This window comes from Paenibacillus sp. BGI2013 (assembly GCF_002843485.1).
GTDB lineage: Bacteria > Bacillota > Bacilli > Paenibacillales > Paenibacillaceae > Paenibacillus > Paenibacillus amylolyticus.
On sequence record NZ_PJFA01000006.1, the window covers coordinates 358,651 to 372,768 of the forward strand.

General features: G+C 45.3%; 16 protein-coding genes. 10 read left to right on the forward strand and 6 right to left on the reverse strand.

Translation table 11 applies throughout. The features are described from left to right. Nucleotides 1–194 precede the first annotated feature (194 nt). Entirely contained in the window at nt 195–746 is a 552-nt protein-coding gene (locus CXK86_RS17530) for an undecaprenyl-diphosphatase (protein WP_076251333.1), read from the reverse strand. A gap of 184 nt (nt 747–930) precedes the next feature. On the opposite strand from CXK86_RS17530, the gene CXK86_RS17535 reads away from it, so the two are divergent. Together CXK86_RS17535 and CXK86_RS17540 are read left to right on the forward strand one after the other, a co-directional pair. Beyond that, nucleotides 931–1,926, forward strand: coding sequence for an LCP family protein (locus tag CXK86_RS17535; RefSeq protein ID WP_076251331.1), 996 nt, complete (start codon nt 931–933; stop codon nt 1,924–1,926). Nucleotides 1,927–2,064: 138 nt separating this feature from the next. Next, complete coding sequence (locus CXK86_RS17540) at nt 2,065–3,318, forward strand: acyltransferase (RefSeq protein WP_076251328.1); 1,254 nt, start codon at nt 2,065–2,067, stop codon at nt 3,316–3,318. A gap of 36 nt (nt 3,319–3,354) precedes the next feature. Here the strand turns inward: CXK86_RS17540 and CXK86_RS17545 are convergent, their stop codons facing one another. Beyond that, the gene (locus CXK86_RS17545; protein WP_076251327.1) at nt 3,355–4,092 is read right to left on the reverse strand and encodes a hypothetical protein; all 738 of its coding nucleotides are present in this window, start codon (nt 4,090–4,092) and stop codon (nt 3,355–3,357) included. Between the two features lie 219 nt (nt 4,093–4,311). Here CXK86_RS17545 and CXK86_RS17550 point away from each other — a divergent pair, with 219 nt between their 5' ends. Both CXK86_RS17550 and CXK86_RS17555 read left to right on the forward strand, forming a co-directional pair. Further along, complete coding sequence (locus CXK86_RS17550) at nt 4,312–5,259, forward strand: hypothetical protein (protein WP_076251325.1); 948 nt, start codon at nt 4,312–4,314, stop codon at nt 5,257–5,259. A 54-nt stretch (nt 5,260–5,313) separates the two neighbouring features. Beyond that, nucleotides 5,314–5,556: an NHLP leader peptide family RiPP precursor gene (locus CXK86_RS17555; protein ID WP_091015589.1), complete on the forward strand. Its 243-nt coding sequence runs from the start codon at nt 5,314–5,316 to the stop codon at nt 5,554–5,556. A gap of 78 nt (nt 5,557–5,634) precedes the next feature. Here CXK86_RS17555 and CXK86_RS17560 read toward each other — a convergent pair whose 3' ends face one another. Further along, entirely contained in the window at nt 5,635–7,533 is a 1,899-nt protein-coding gene (locus CXK86_RS17560) for a sensor histidine kinase (protein WP_076251323.1), read from the reverse strand. A 153-nt stretch (nt 7,534–7,686) separates the two neighbouring features. Then, a complete protein-coding gene (locus CXK86_RS17565) occupies nt 7,687–7,968 on the reverse strand; it encodes a hypothetical protein (protein ID WP_036611533.1) in 282 nt (93 codons plus the stop codon). Between the two features lie 144 nt (nt 7,969–8,112). On the opposite strand from CXK86_RS17565, the gene CXK86_RS32115 reads away from it, so the two are divergent. From CXK86_RS32115 to CXK86_RS17575, 3 genes are all read left to right on the forward strand, one after another. Continuing rightward, on the forward strand, nt 8,113–8,274 hold the full coding sequence (locus CXK86_RS32115; protein WP_017690239.1) for a hypothetical protein: 162 nt from the start codon (nt 8,113–8,115) through the stop codon (nt 8,272–8,274). Between the two features lie 122 nt (nt 8,275–8,396). Next, the gene (locus CXK86_RS17570) at nt 8,397–8,768 is read left to right on the forward strand and encodes a hypothetical protein (protein WP_036611534.1); all 372 of its coding nucleotides are present in this window, start codon (nt 8,397–8,399) and stop codon (nt 8,766–8,768) included. A gap of 39 nt (nt 8,769–8,807) precedes the next feature. Continuing rightward, nucleotides 8,808–8,999: a hypothetical protein gene (locus CXK86_RS17575; RefSeq protein WP_036611535.1), complete on the forward strand. Its 192-nt coding sequence runs from the start codon at nt 8,808–8,810 to the stop codon at nt 8,997–8,999. A 102-nt stretch (nt 9,000–9,101) separates the two neighbouring features. Here the strand turns inward: CXK86_RS17575 and CXK86_RS17580 are convergent, their stop codons facing one another. After that, on the reverse strand, nt 9,102–10,316 hold the full coding sequence (locus tag CXK86_RS17580) for an MFS transporter (protein ID WP_036612104.1): 1,215 nt from the start codon (nt 10,314–10,316) through the stop codon (nt 9,102–9,104). Nucleotides 10,317–10,572: 256 nt separating this feature from the next. Here CXK86_RS17580 and CXK86_RS17585 point away from each other — a divergent pair, with 256 nt between their 5' ends. The 3 genes from CXK86_RS17585 (at nt 10,573) to CXK86_RS17595 (ending at nt 12,983) form a co-directional block, all read left to right on the forward strand. Beyond that, nucleotides 10,573–11,223 carry a peptidylprolyl isomerase gene (locus CXK86_RS17585; protein WP_076251321.1) on the forward strand — a complete coding sequence of 217 codons (651 nt, stop codon included), beginning with the start codon at nt 10,573–10,575 and terminating at the stop codon, nt 11,221–11,223. Between the two features lie 493 nt (nt 11,224–11,716). Then, the gene (locus CXK86_RS17590) at nt 11,717–11,980 is read left to right on the forward strand and encodes a YqkE family protein (protein WP_076251319.1); all 264 of its coding nucleotides are present in this window, start codon (nt 11,717–11,719) and stop codon (nt 11,978–11,980) included. Nucleotides 11,981–12,188: 208 nt separating this feature from the next. After that, nucleotides 12,189–12,983, forward strand: coding sequence for an SDR family oxidoreductase (locus CXK86_RS17595; protein WP_036612094.1), 795 nt, complete (start codon nt 12,189–12,191; stop codon nt 12,981–12,983). A gap of 135 nt (nt 12,984–13,118) precedes the next feature. Here the strand turns inward: CXK86_RS17595 and CXK86_RS17600 are convergent, their stop codons facing one another. Further along, nucleotides 13,119–13,880: a YwaF family protein gene (locus CXK86_RS17600; RefSeq protein ID WP_076251317.1), complete on the reverse strand. Its 762-nt coding sequence runs from the start codon at nt 13,878–13,880 to the stop codon at nt 13,119–13,121. Nucleotides 13,881–14,118 lie beyond the last annotated feature (238 nt).

The following is a 14,118-nucleotide window of genomic DNA, read 5'->3' on the forward strand; positions in this document are numbered from 1 at the left end:
CAAAATAATACATATTTATAATATATCGTCACCTATCGTCGTGAATTGTATATGTTAGAATTCAATTTCTGTAAATTTCATGTAACTTCGAACATAACACAAAAAAAGTCTCCCATCTTTGGCAGAACCAGAGATAAGAGACTTCTTTCAATAAACTAAACTACCAAAACTTCACTAGACATTGCTTTCAAAAGCTAACGAAAAACACGTCGGTGTATGTTAATGAAGAAGTCGGGAATCGACTTGGTATAATTGCGGGTTGTAATCAGAACCACACTAAGCAGACTTCCGAGAATGAATCCTCCCAGAATATCTCCTGGATAATGCACACCAACATATACACGCGACACCCCTGTCAACACAGCGAGTAACAACATCCATGACCCGAAGCGACGTCCAATAAAGAATGAAGCAGCCGCTAGAGCAAATACAAAGGAAGCATGTTTACTTGGAAAAGAAGGATCAGGTACATGGGCAACCAGCTGATGCACAGTCCCTTCTACAAAAGGTCTTGGGTGACCGACCGCTGGTGATATCCCCCATTTGGCCAGAACTAGCGCTACAATGGAAGCCACACAGGCATAAAAAACAATTCGTTGTTTCGATGGATCGCCGAGAAACCATACGATAACGAGCAGTGCAATCATGACCCAAACCGCATACTCGGATGATGTGATCATAAACCAGTCCAGAAACGGTATTTGGTCTGCAAACTGATTAATCCAATTAAATAGTGATTGATTCATAACTGGCTTTTAATACCCCCATTACACAAAACAAGATTATTTTTTACATAATAAATATACACTAACTATTTGTCAAACATTCCTCACATTGACCGAAGTTACGAAATCAAAGAGGACATTTTGCTTTCTTTTTGTTAAACTAGTTTGGGTTACATATCAGTTCAATCATAGAAAGGTGAAGATTATGCTTAAAAAATGGTTATGGGGTACAGCCCTGACCCTGGCACTTGCGATTACAGGTGTCGTTGTATATTACGGATATTCGATTGTTCATTTTGCCAATAGCATCTCCACGGCTTCCGGGACTTCATCCAACTCGTCCTCTTCCGGCACAGACAGCGATTCAGACACACCAACGACAACGATTCCCAGATGGGAGGGCCAAGAACGGGTGAACATTCTGCTCCTTGGTGGAGACTCAAGAGGCGACGATGCAGGACGCTCGGACTCGGTCATGGTCGCTTCCATTGATCCGGTCACCAAGAAAGCCCATCTATTCTCCGTACTGCGTGATACCTATGTCGCCATTCCCGGGCATGGCAAAAGCAGACTTAATGCAGCCTTTTCCTACGGGGGTGCGGAGCTGACCAAACAAACCGTCAGTGATCTGCTCGGTATTCCCATTCAGCATTATGTCTACACAGACTTTACAGGTTTCATGGCACTCGTTGATGCGGTAGGCGGTATTGAGATCGATGTGGAGAAAGACATGTATTACACCAGTAAAGCAGATAAACATATGTACGACATTGACTTAAAAAAAGGATTGCAGCATATGGACGGCAAAACCGCTCTGCAATATGTTCGGTTCCGGCATGATGCCACCTCGGATTTTACGCGCACCGAACGGCAGCGGATCTTCATGACCGAGCTGGCCAAGAAAATGCAGAGCACTACGTCACTCTTCAAAATCCCGGATATCCTGGAAGCCATCGCTCCCTACATTGAGACAGACCTCAGTCCAACCCAGATGTTAAAACTCGCATCACTCGGCTTCGATATTCATGTGAACGATATCGATCAGCAGCAGATTCCACCGAACAAACTACTCACCAATGAACTGGTCGGCTCAGCTCAGGTACTGGGTGTTGATGTGACCAAACTCCAGTCCTACATTCAGAAACTGTTTGAAGAAGATGCCGCGTCCTCAGAGATTCCATCATCAGAGGAACAGAACTAAAACAAGCATGAGATATATCAATAGAAAAGACGGCCAAAGCCGTCTTTTTTGTACCTATTTTCTCCATTTAATGCAGTCTTAATGTTTAACGGGTACCCTTATATGATGAACTCCGGTTCCTGGAGGGAGGATTACAATGTGAAAAAACCGCGAATAACGGAATGGACCGAACTGCGGGGCATTGCCTTTCTGGCAATCGTCATGCAGCATAGTATCGCTGAGTATATCTATCGCGCTGATATTGAACAACCGGATTCCATTATGCTGACCATGATTTATCATCTGACCCGATTTGGTACGCCAACGTTTGTATTTCTATCGGGTGCAATGTTGTTTTACCATCATCGTAACACCAAACCGGACTATCCTCGCTTCATTCGAAAGCGATTTGGCGATATCTATATGCCGTTTGTCGTATGGACACTGATCTACTGGCTTTCTGTCCGTATCTTCACCCCCGCGTTCTGGCTTGCAGGCATACCGGATTTTCGCAGTCTGATTCGTGAACTGTTTATACCACAGACGGGGTATCATCTCTGGTTTGTTATTATGGTGTTTCAGTTCTATATTCTGTTCCCCCTGTTCTGGACAGGAGCAAAAGCCATTCAGAGACGTATCCAGAACACCTCACGTTTCACGCCCATGCAAGTCATTATCGGACTAATTCTCTTTGCAGCAGTACTATATGCCCTGCTTATGCAATGGTCCTACTATAATATGGGGGGCTGGACAGAATCCATGTCTGAGCCTTGGTCAACGTTGCTGCAATATCGCTCCTATTCATGGGTGATGTACTGGTTTTACTTTTTACTGGGTGCCGTGTGTGCCTGGTCAGTGGATAGCTGGAGGAGTTGGACCACAAAGATCCTGCCATGGACGATCTGTCTGTTTATAGGGATGTATATATGGCTTGGTTACGATGTGCTGCGTGGGTCCGGGGATGTTGTTAATCTGAATATCTCCACCTATCTGAAACCAACCACATTCCTGATCATTATGGCTCAGATGTTTATGATGTATGGTTTCCTTGTACTGATGCGGGGCAAAGATACATGGTTTCAGCGCCTCTTAGCCTGGATTGGCCGTTATTCATTTGGTGGATATCTGGTTCATGCACTGGTGATCTACGCGATCGCTTATGTCACCAGACCGCTTCAACTCAGTGGATGGCATCTGCCTGTAACGTTGCTATCGTTCCTTGTAACCGTTGGTATTGCTCTTGCAATCAGTTGGGCGCTGTCCAAGCTTCCTGGCTCACGTTTCACCGTAGGGTTAATGCGCAAACCACGTTCTGTACCTAATTCATCTGTTAATGCGGATAAGAGAAACTCACCCCAGCCAAGCCCCTCACCTATTCCCGCTCACAGTCGGGGAACGCGTGAGACATTATGAAGCAAGAAGAGCGTCCCCTTATGGAGACGCTCTTCTTTATTTTACTTCGCTCGAAGTTGATCTTCCAGGAACAGGTTCCTGGGGACCCGGGGCTGGATGCACGTTGCCCTTCTGATTCACAAATATCTTCAAATCACCCGTTAATTGTTCCTTCAGCTTGTCCACCAGCTGCGTTTCGCTAATGCCTTTTGCCTGAGCAATCTCAGCCAGGGATTTCCCTCCCTGAAGCTGCTCGTGCAGTTGAGCAGGGGTCACTCCAATAAACCGGGCAATTTCGCCCTTATCTACCATGGAACGTTTGCCATGGTGGGCAAATTCACGCCGCAAATCACGCAGCGGTGTATTAATGACCTTTTTCAACTTGGTATCCATGTCTGCCTTCGTGGCTGCAGCTTGTTCCTTGGTGAGACAACCTTCTTCCACAGCTTGATCCAAACGCTGTGCCAGTGTAGGCTTCAACTTCTGCAATAACTGCTCCTCACTAAGTCCCTTACGCTCTTTCGCAATCTGGGACAACGTCTTGCCAAGTTCCATCTGTTCTTTCAGATCCCGAAGTCCAATCCCAAGCAAGTCTGCCGTCTCACCAATCATGAACAGACCGTGTCCTGCCTGCATGCATGGCTTCGCTGGTTTGCCGGAGGAAGAAGCTTTTGACGCATCATCATGTTGCTCTGCACGAACGGCTGGATCAGCAAATGCCACATGTCCTGTTGCTGCTGTTATAACTACGGCTGCCAATCCGGCTGCCATCCATGTTTTCCATTTCAAATTCATTTTTCTGCCGCCTTTCCGATGTCGAAATCCTGTGCCTTCCTAGTTTGAGCCTAAAATCCACTTTTTTATGCCATAAAATACAAAAAGTCATCATTTTTCTCACAATTGATCACAAAAAATCCTATTTTTTTCAGTTTATTTCCGCTATACTAAATGTAACTTCATGATCTAGTCGAACAGTCCTTAGTCACCTTATCGCAGGAAGGACGATATGTAATAATGCGGAAAGATTGGTTAGATCCGTTTAGATCCGATCTGGAGGTCGTGTTTGCTTCAGCGGAACAACTCGTACGGGAATATCCCGAACCCTTGTCAGGACATGCATTAGAGCAGCTTCGTTCGGTTAATCCGCTGTTACGAGATTCGGGACACAGCTACATCGGGTACATCACTCCACTTTGGATGCAACACTCAGATAAACTACCCCCAGAGAAAGCACACCAATTAAGTACAGCCTGTCTCATCCATATGTTATATTTTCTGAATCAGGACGACGTGATGGATGAACAACCGGAGAATGCCACATTGAAGTTATCTCTTGGTAATCTATATTACATGGATGCACTTCAATCTTACTCGGTATTATTCAATCCTTCCTCCACGTTCTGGGTCTATTTCAGACAATATGTAGTGGATTGGGCCGTGAGTGTTACGGGTGAGCATTCCATTGATTATTTCCAACAGAATCCCTTGTTGATTGCGCAAAAGGCTGCCCCTCTCCTCATTGGAGCTACTGGTGCACTGCTTCTGCTGAATCAGTCCGACCGGATCATCCCGGTGTGTTCTGCCATCAACATCACACTCATGACACTCCAGATGACCGATGACTTCACAGACACTCAACAAGATGCTGTGCATGGAAACTACAACAGCTACCTCTCCCACATATCCGCAGCACTGAATCACAACTATCCAGTTCATCCTTTAAGCGAACGTATACATGACAATGTATACAATACACAACTCATGAACTCTTACGTAGACATTGCTTATCACTATAATCGTACACTAATATCGTCTAACTTAGGAATATCGCATCTTGAGGCGTTTAATTCTTATTTATGCAACACTTTAGTACAAGCTGTTCAGGACATTACACAACGGAAGAAACAGCTCCTCCAAGGTGGGTTTCATCACTGGATTAGCGAGCAACAGTTGGGATTCTGAGCATAAGGACTAAGCTGATTTAGTTTAATTTTAAATATGAAGGGAATGTTGACGATGATGGTATCAGAGAAAACGTTGCATGAGGATATTATTGAAAAGGCTTGGACTGACGAGCACTTCAGACAACAATTGCACTCCAATCCGAAGCAGGCGCTTCGTGAAGCGTTCGGCATCGTAATTCCGGAGCACATTCAGGTACGTACTGTTGAGGAGCAGCAGAATGACTATGTGCTTGTCATACCTCCCAATCCTTCCAAAGTAAATTATGATGTGAATTGCGGACCTTGGAGAAGTTAATTCGGGTGAGCTAATCTTGTAGTGTAAGAAATTAGGGGTAGGAACAAAAAAAAGCCGCTGTATCCTTCTGTGAGTTCGTCAATCGACGAACTCGACAAAAGATACAACCGCTTCTGTTCCTACCCCTTTGGTGCTTGTAAAGCTGATCTGTCCTTGCATCGCTTCAACAATTCGGAATGTCACCATCATGCCGAGGCCTGTGCCTTTGATTTTATTGGAGAAATAAGGCTCGCCCAACCGGGAGAGTGCTTCCTCGTCCATTCCTTCTCCGTTATCCCTGACATGCACCTTAATCATTCCATCCTGCTTGTACGCCCAGATATCAATCTGACCTTGTCCCTGCAGAGCTTCAATACTGTTCTTAATAATATTGATAAAAGCCTGCTTAAACTTCGAGGAATTGCCTCGAATATATAGATCTGGCGGAATGTCAGTGGTGATTTTACCACCTTCCAGATTAGCCATCGGCACAAGAATGCCTTCAATATGATTGAATTCATCCGAGATATTGAGCGAGATAATATGATCAAACTCAGGTTTGGCAAAGGTAAGAAAATCCGTTATGATGCCCGAAGCCCGATCAAGTTCTTCCAGTGCAATTCGCACATACCCCTTATTTTTGTTGTCTTCCTGTTCCGTCATAAGTTGCAAGAACCCTCTTGTCACCTGAAGTGGATTACGTACTTCATGGGCAACGGAAGCGGCCAATTCACTAATAATCTCCATTTTTTCGGATCGCTGCAACTCATTGTTGAACAGCTCCAGTTCCTTGGAATACTCTAGAACTTTAGTATGTTTTTCGGCAAAGCGACTTCCGAGAATGGCAATCAACGAGATCACAAATGCAACCATGGACCATTTCCACCATAACAGATGATACGTCCCACTCCGCTGATAATACCACAACAGTTCAGCCACACTGATCAAGGCAAATGTACCGAATCCCGTTGCAAGCAGCATAGCTTCCCGATTTCGTTGCAGCGCTTTGGCGATGGTACCAACCAACAGGATTGTCAGCAGAATGACCAGCACAATGCCAACCACACGCTGTACGAGCAGATTGTAGAGGATCTCCCATTGCCCACCTGAAGTCACATAGATAAATAGAGAGAACACAGCGATAACTGAATATATGAATAGTATTTTTCGCAGTTTGGTGAAGATTCCATGCAGTCCTGGCCCGATTATCTGTTCAAAAAAATAACATAGCGCTGGCATACCCAGCAGCATCGCCAGATCAAAGACTACGGAATACAGGTCACCATATACCTGATAGAACGTATACAAAAATTGCGAGTACGTGATGATCATCGTGCCGATGGAACCCATCACAATGCATAGCGAGATCCATAATCCCTTATGGAATTTGCCAAGGAAGAACGTACAACTCAGCATCGTAATCGCTGTGAACACAAAGGTCGCGCCCAAAATTACATCAATAAGTCCGTTATGAATATATTTCTCCTGTAACGCGGCATAAGGTCCAACCTGAACAGTACCTTGTATCCCCAGACGGCCTTTTTCATTTTGCGACCATACATAGAGCGTGTCACCTGAATTTTGGCTGGATAAGGGCAGCAACACCGCATTATTATCATAATTGTAATGATAGTTCTCGTAGACCTTGCGGTCTTCCAGATAAACAACAATATGATTGCCTTTAATGTTCTCAAATCGAATGGCTGAACTTTCCTCACTCAACTCAGGGATGGTCAGGCGAGTCCATAAAGAATTCGATCGATCCGTATTGCTATACTCTAACTTATCGCTGCCCTGCTTTTCCCATATCTCGTCTGCTCCCTTAACCTCACTGATGAATCCTTGGTCGTCAACGTTCCCCCATTTTACTTCCCATCCTGTAATGGATACAGGTTGCTGAACCGCTCCTGTAGTTGCAAAGACTATCCCATGTGGCATGCCTAGAATAATCAATACACTCATCCATAAGATGACGATAGCTTTGGGCACATTTTTCATTCACAGCACCTCAAAGTTCTAATTTTCCCTATCTTAGATTCTCTCATTTATCATTCGCCACCGTTTGTCACGTCACCTTCTTGAGATAAAATGAAATTTCACATTTAAGTCGATTTATAGTCTTATTTCCATTTTATTGTTAAAGTTATCCGATTAATCACGCAAGTCTTCGAACTGGTTCACTATCATTTCCCGTTCTTTCTGTTCAACTTGACTGCGAAATTCAAGCCACTGCTCTGTCTCCTCATCATCATAGATGGTCCATATGTCGGAAAAAAGGAAATCCCGCAACTGGACAACTTGCCCGGACCATATACCGCCTACCCAAAACAAACCATCCGGACGACGGATGACGGTACGGGAGAACCCGGGTGTGGACGCCTTTTGCCCGATACGGATGCGTGTGATCATATTACCCAGTGTATACCAGTCCACATGAATCCCTCCCTTACATATTCAAGCTTCATCATAACATAGGCAAAACAGGAAAAGCTGTAAAAACGGTGGCTGCGATTCAATCCTTTGCTCCGGGTGTAATGGTTTCTCAAAGCAAACAAACACGCTAAGGAGATGATTACAATGAATGAGCCCCATCGTACGGTTGAGGTAGAACATAAGGATGTTCAGCATAAATCGGATTCAAGTATGGTCGCTTCCACATTTATTAAATATGCCGCATATATCATTATCTTTTTCGGATTCTTATACTTCTTGGTTAAATATGTATTCCCCAAATTCTAAGGCATTCATATCGTAGCGAACACCCGGAGATAATAACCTGTGCAAGATTACAATACTAGCGCTTTGGGTAACTACGGGGTAAGAAGCATTTGGACAACCGACAATGAAAGGAAGTGTTACTCATGTCTGACAAACCAATTAGTAACGAAGAGAGCGACCGCTATTATGACCGTTATCAGAGGTCCCGCGATATTCCACCAGAGACGGAAGTCCCGGAAGGCGATATGGATACCTTTGATGAAGTTTCCGGCAGACGGATTGTTACGGAAGATTCGGATCTGGCACCCGTAGCCGCAACCGCTGTGGATGAGCCGGAATTGGATTCACGTTTGGCTGAGACACCGCTGGAATCTGTACCGGATGCAGATCTTCTGCAACCGAACAGTCCGGTTGATCCTGCTGCACCCGATCCGGATGCGTTGCATGGTACCGACTTGCTTAATGGTGCTGGTGCGGATGCTAAACCAGAGAACGACATTCCACCGCGACATTAACAGCTGTTATGACATCCTGAATGAGGAGGTGCATACACGATGAAGGAAGATCGCCAAAAGCATGTGCATGAACCGGATAATCTCGTGACCGAACGGGATATTGACCCGGACTTCGGACTGTTCACTGAGGACTCCTTCCCCGAAGCACTTGAGGATGAGGATCAACGTGATGCGGTCGAACATGCCATTCCCAAAGAGAAGGCTTCTCGTAAGCCCTCTTCGGATGACTAACTTATATAGATCCGTAGTAGACTTAAAAAAGATGACGTCTGTAATTTCACAGCGTCATCTTTTTTGTTACCTGTAAGTTCACGTACTCTTGGTGATTTAGCATCATCGCTTAGCGGAAACCTTACTTGCCACTGGCAGTTTGTGATCCAATCCTGACCACTTCGCTACCATCGCAGTGATGATCAATGCCACTCCATTAATAATAAATATCCAGCGTATCGGCAGCCAGCCCCCAAGTACACCACCAATAATCGGTCCCGCCATCGTCCCGATCTGGGCAGCGGATTGATTCAGACTAAAAGCCCTGCCCCGGAAACTTGATGCGGTAGCCTGCACAATCATGGCGTTAATTGCCGGAAATACAGCGGCAAAGAATAAACCATACACAAATCGTAAAATGCCGAATGCGATATATCCTGTTGTAAAGAACTGCAGAAGATTCCCTACAGCCCCACCAACAAGTCCAATGATCAACACTTTACCGTATCCAATCCTTGAACCAATCTTGCCCCAACGCGGTGCCATAATAACTGTTGCTACCCCCACCGCTGAGAAAATAATACCCGAGCTGAGTGAGGCACGATCCGGCTGAACGCCCATCTCCATCACATAGACCGTCAATAATGGCTCCAGAATCATGACGGAGAACGTACATATGCCCATCATGCCAAGCACCGTCATAAACAAACGATTCGCTCTTGCTTCACGAATGTCATCCATGACGTGGGAACGCGCTTTGTTCCGGTTGAAGTTCTCTTCTTTTACCCAGAAGGTTGCGATGATCGCGGAGACTAACACAACAATAGCCGAAAACAAAAATGCATTCCGGTTCCCATAATAATGACTCACCACGCCACCAATTAACGGTCCGATAATACCACCCGTGGCTCCTGCAGTGGACATAATACCAAGTGCATAACCAGTCTTCTCTTCAGGTGTATTCGTACCTACCAGAGCAATCGCTGCTGGAACAAACCCTGCAAGCAGACCCTGAAACAATCGAACAACAATCAGTGAATACGGGTCCTGCACGAAATAATTGATTAAATACAAGACGGCAAGGCTGTATCCCGACCGGATCAGCATGGGCTTGCGTCCGTATTTGTCAGCCAGTGATCCCCAGAACGGAGACACGAGTGCACTCGCAAGAAACGTAATGCCAAATGCCAGTCCTGACCATAACTCCAGGTGATCACGAACCCCCAAGTCAGCACTTAGAAACAGGGGCAGAAATGGAATCGAGATCGAATACGCGGTGCTGCAAAAAAATACACCAATCCACAATATGACCAGATTGCGCTTCCACGAGAAGTTCATATACCCGCACGCCCTTTCCGTTACTGACGCCGGGACTGCCGTGTATTGGAGCGGACGGCACAGACCCGTACGTCACCGATGCGGAAGCATTTTCCTTATTTTACACCCATCATTCCATGAAGGCCATCCCTTGTTCACCACAAACACATGTATTACATTGCCATCCTGTCCACAAAAACGGTATGATAGTTGGGTAAATATCCAAATAGGATTTGGAGAAAATATATAATGCAGAGATGCAAGGAGGAACGTTTTCATGTCTTTACGGTGGAAAAAAAACACAGTGGTTTCGCTGGTTCTCGCGATGCTGCTTATCGTCATTAGTGGTTGTGGACGCCCTTCGAGTGGCGCTACAGAAACACCAGCTCCAGTTGAACCAACGGGTCCCAATCCGGTAGCTACTATTGAAATGGCAGATGGACAGAAGATCGTCATTGAGCTATATCCGGAAATTGCGCCCAATACGGTGAACAACTTTATTTCACTAGCGAATCAGGGTTTCTATGATGGCACAATCTTTCACCGTGTTATTCCAGGTTTCATGATTCAGGGCGGAGATCCAGACGGTAATGGTCGAGGTGGCCCAGGGTATGCCATTAAGGGTGAATTTACATCCAACGGTCACAAAAATCACCTGAATCATACCCGCGGAGTCATTTCCATGGCACGCGGAGATAATTTGGATTCCGCTGGTTCTCAGTTCTTCATCATGTTAGCTGACGCGGATCATCTTGATAATGCCTATGCTTCCTTTGGTAAAGTAACCGAAGGTTTAGAAGTCGTTGATGGTATTGCAGCTCAGAAAATAAGCAAAATCAAGGACAAACCCGATACCGATCAGGTCATGAAAAAAGTTACGGTAGACACCCATGGTCTGGAGTATCCAGAGCCGGTAAAAGTGCCTTAATCAGCAGCTTAGCCAAACAGATGAAACCTCATTTTTATATCTCGTTAATGAGTTAATGAACTGCAAAACAAACAAAAGCTCTGTCCTGTGCGTATCTCGCAAGGCAGAGCTTTATTTATTGATTTTAATGATAACGGTTACATATATGACTTTATAAAAAATGACCTCTTCCGGTATCATCCTCAATACATCCATCCCATCAAACGTAACCAGCCGATAATCGCAATCCATAACGGGCAGCTAAAGGCAACGCCCCATGCAAGCCCTTTCAGTAAACCACGGTTTACTTCCACGAACAACGACTCCTTTCTCCAGGGAATAGTCGCAGTATCGGTAATAGTATATGATTTTATACCCGTTTTCATTCGTCACGCAACCCTCGTTTTCCTGCTTTTGTTCCGCAGATTCATGGAATGCTTTACGGGAACCTGATATACTATGACTACTGTACGATAAATGGAACCTGATTCATGTTTGGAAAGGAGATTTTCCTATGGCAAAATCCAAAAAACGCACTCCTGCTCCCAAAGCAGCAGTAGCACAGGATAAACCCACAACACTGAAGGATCTGCTTAGCAGTGATGTGCTGGAGAAGCTGAAAGCTCAGGCGGATGAGGCAAAGGCTACCGAAGCGGCTCTTAAAGAGCAGGAACGTCAGCAGGCAGAAGAAGCTCGCCAAGCGGAGCAGAAGCGCCGAGATAACGATTTCGAATATTTGCTCAATAACAGTGCAATGGACTGGAAGAAACATAAGTAAACCAGGGCATGACCTGAGGGTGTTTCCTACCATTCACATGCCAAAATAATATTACAGCAGACAGATCATGAAGATGATCTGCTCACAGAACAGGGCCGCGTTGCGGTCCTGTTCTTTTTGATATATACACATATGATTCACGCGTCTTGAGCCGGGTATGTTAGAAGTAGAGCGTACAACGATAATCTAACTCATGGAGGGATCAGAGATGACAGAACAACGTTTGGAAGGCAAAGTGGCGATTGTAACCGGAGGTGGATCGGGTATTGGTCAGGCTACTGCTATTCGATTCGCCGAACATGGGGCCAAAGTGTACATGCTGGATCGCACACCCGAAAATGCGGAGGAAACCAAGCAGACGATTGAAAAGGCTGGCGGAGAAGCGTATGTGATCGAATGTGATATCTCCAAACCGGATAATGTGCAGAAGGCAATCAATCAGGCTGCGGCTGAAGCGGGTAAACTGGATATCATATTTGCGAATGCCGGCATTAACGGAACGATGGCCCCGATTGAAACGATGGAAATTGAGGACTGGGACCAGACGATGGAGATCAATATGCGCGGAACCTTCGCAACCGTCAAATATGCTATTCCTCATCTGAAAGAACATGGCGGCAGCATCATTATCACTAGTTCCATCAACGGTAACCGGGTCTTCTCAGGGATTGGTTTCTCTGCATACGCTTCCAGCAAAGCGGGACAAACTGCATTTACCAAGATGGCTGCACTGGAGCTGGCTCGTTATAAGATCCGTGTAAATGCCGTTTGCCCGGGAGCCATCGATACCAACATTGATGATAACACCTACCCGTCGGATGATCTGAAAGAAGTACAGATTCCTGTTGAATTCCCTGAGGGTCACGAACATCCGCTCAAGGGCGAACCTGGAACGTCGAAGCAAGTGGCGAACCTCGTTCTGTTCCTCGCTTCCGATGAAGCCTCTCATGTTACAGGTACACGAATCTACGTGGATGGTGCGGAATCTCTGCTCCGTGGATAAACATATAAAAGCTGGCCCCATTCAGGGACAACGCCCAAACATCCCGCAAGCGACCTGATCCAGTCAGGTTACTGCGGGATATTTTATTTATAAAGAGTTTATAATACGGCGCAGACGCAACTACAAGGATTATCCCTATACCGCGGAGCTTTTACCTTTTTTCACACGATGCTTCAACCGATCTGGAATGGCAAAGAGCAAAATGTACATTAGCGAGAACAAAACTAGCGCAAGTATCTCTTCCCCAAGGATGTACATGGGATACGGACCTAGCATATCCAGCACCGAGGGTGTACTCGGCTTGTGTCTCAAAAACATATAATTCGCGTCAAGCATGACATCTACAATGTATACAATTAGTGCTGCCACATTCACAAATATCATCGAACCTGCTACAGATCTCCAGCTAGGTCGCAGCTGTTCTACCCAGGTCATGTAGAGTAAAGCCAGAATAATGCAGGCATGAGCAACGAAAAATTGAATAAATCGAAAATGTGCATAACCATAACCCAGATTAGGAGTCAGGATCGCCATAAGGGCTCCGGCAATGCCTGCAAACAGCAGTGCAGTATGCAACAGTCGACTGCGTGTCAGTAGTAACAACGCCGATAATAGCAGAGACAGACTGCATAGTTCGAGTGGCAGTGACGTCTGCAGGCTCCATATCCCTCCATACACATACCAGAGCTGCAGCACGATTTCGGAGGCAAACATGATACAAGCCAGAACAATCCGCAGTATGCGGCGTGCCCTCTCTGACCATGATCGAAGATGGTGTCGAAGCAAAAACATCAGTACAATCAATGCTGTAATTACGCTAATTGAAACGATATGTGAAGTGGAGAACAGGATAAACGGCTCTGCATCATAAGGGTCCAGCCATGGTGGATACGCCATGCATCTCTTCTCTCCTTTACAAGGATTTCACCAACAGTATCTCTCTTTAATGTTAACTTTTTCATTTTGCCATTGAATGAAAGTGCTGTCCAGTTGGAATTCTAAATAAGCATTGTAATTTAAATATCTTTATGTTAAGATAAATTCAGAACCAAAACAAACGAAAAGTTAGTAACTTTCTTAATCGAAATACAATATACCGCACTTAACAAACGTTCAACTGAACATTTACACTATC

Bases quoted from the DNA above. Each gene is read 5' to 3' on its own strand.
- CXK86_RS17555 (WP_091015589.1), top strand. From the start codon at position 5,314: ATGATGGTATCAGAGAAAACGTTGCATGAGGATATTATTGAAAAGGCT.
- CXK86_RS17530 (WP_076251333.1), bottom strand. From the start codon at position 746: ATGAATCAATCACTATTTAATTGGATTAATCAGTTTGCAGACCAAATA.
- CXK86_RS32115 (WP_017690239.1), top strand. From the start codon at position 8,113: ATGAATGAGCCCCATCGTACGGTTGAGGTAGAACATAAGGATGTTCAG.
- CXK86_RS17535 (WP_076251331.1), top strand. From the start codon at position 931: ATGCTTAAAAAATGGTTATGGGGTACAGCCCTGACCCTGGCACTTGCG.
- CXK86_RS17595 (WP_036612094.1), top strand. From the start codon at position 12,189: ATGACAGAACAACGTTTGGAAGGCAAAGTGGCGATTGTAACCGGAGGT.
- CXK86_RS17550 (WP_076251325.1), top strand. From the start codon at position 4,312: ATGCGGAAAGATTGGTTAGATCCGTTTAGATCCGATCTGGAGGTCGTG.
- CXK86_RS17570 (WP_036611534.1), top strand. From the start codon at position 8,397: ATGTCTGACAAACCAATTAGTAACGAAGAGAGCGACCGCTATTATGAC.
- CXK86_RS17600 (WP_076251317.1), bottom strand. From the start codon at position 13,880: ATGGCGTATCCACCATGGCTGGACCCTTATGATGCAGAGCCGTTTATC.
- CXK86_RS17545 (WP_076251327.1), bottom strand. From the start codon at position 4,092: ATGAATTTGAAATGGAAAACATGGATGGCAGCCGGATTGGCAGCCGTA.
- CXK86_RS17560 (WP_076251323.1), bottom strand. From the start codon at position 7,533: ATGAAAAATGTGCCCAAAGCTATCGTCATCTTATGGATGAGTGTATTG.
- CXK86_RS17590 (WP_076251319.1), top strand. From the start codon at position 11,717: ATGGCAAAATCCAAAAAACGCACTCCTGCTCCCAAAGCAGCAGTAGCA.
- CXK86_RS17575 (WP_036611535.1), top strand. From the start codon at position 8,808: ATGAAGGAAGATCGCCAAAAGCATGTGCATGAACCGGATAATCTCGTG.
- CXK86_RS17585 (WP_076251321.1), top strand. From the start codon at position 10,573: ATGTCTTTACGGTGGAAAAAAAACACAGTGGTTTCGCTGGTTCTCGCG.
- CXK86_RS17580 (WP_036612104.1), bottom strand. From the start codon at position 10,316: ATGAACTTCTCGTGGAAGCGCAATCTGGTCATATTGTGGATTGGTGTA.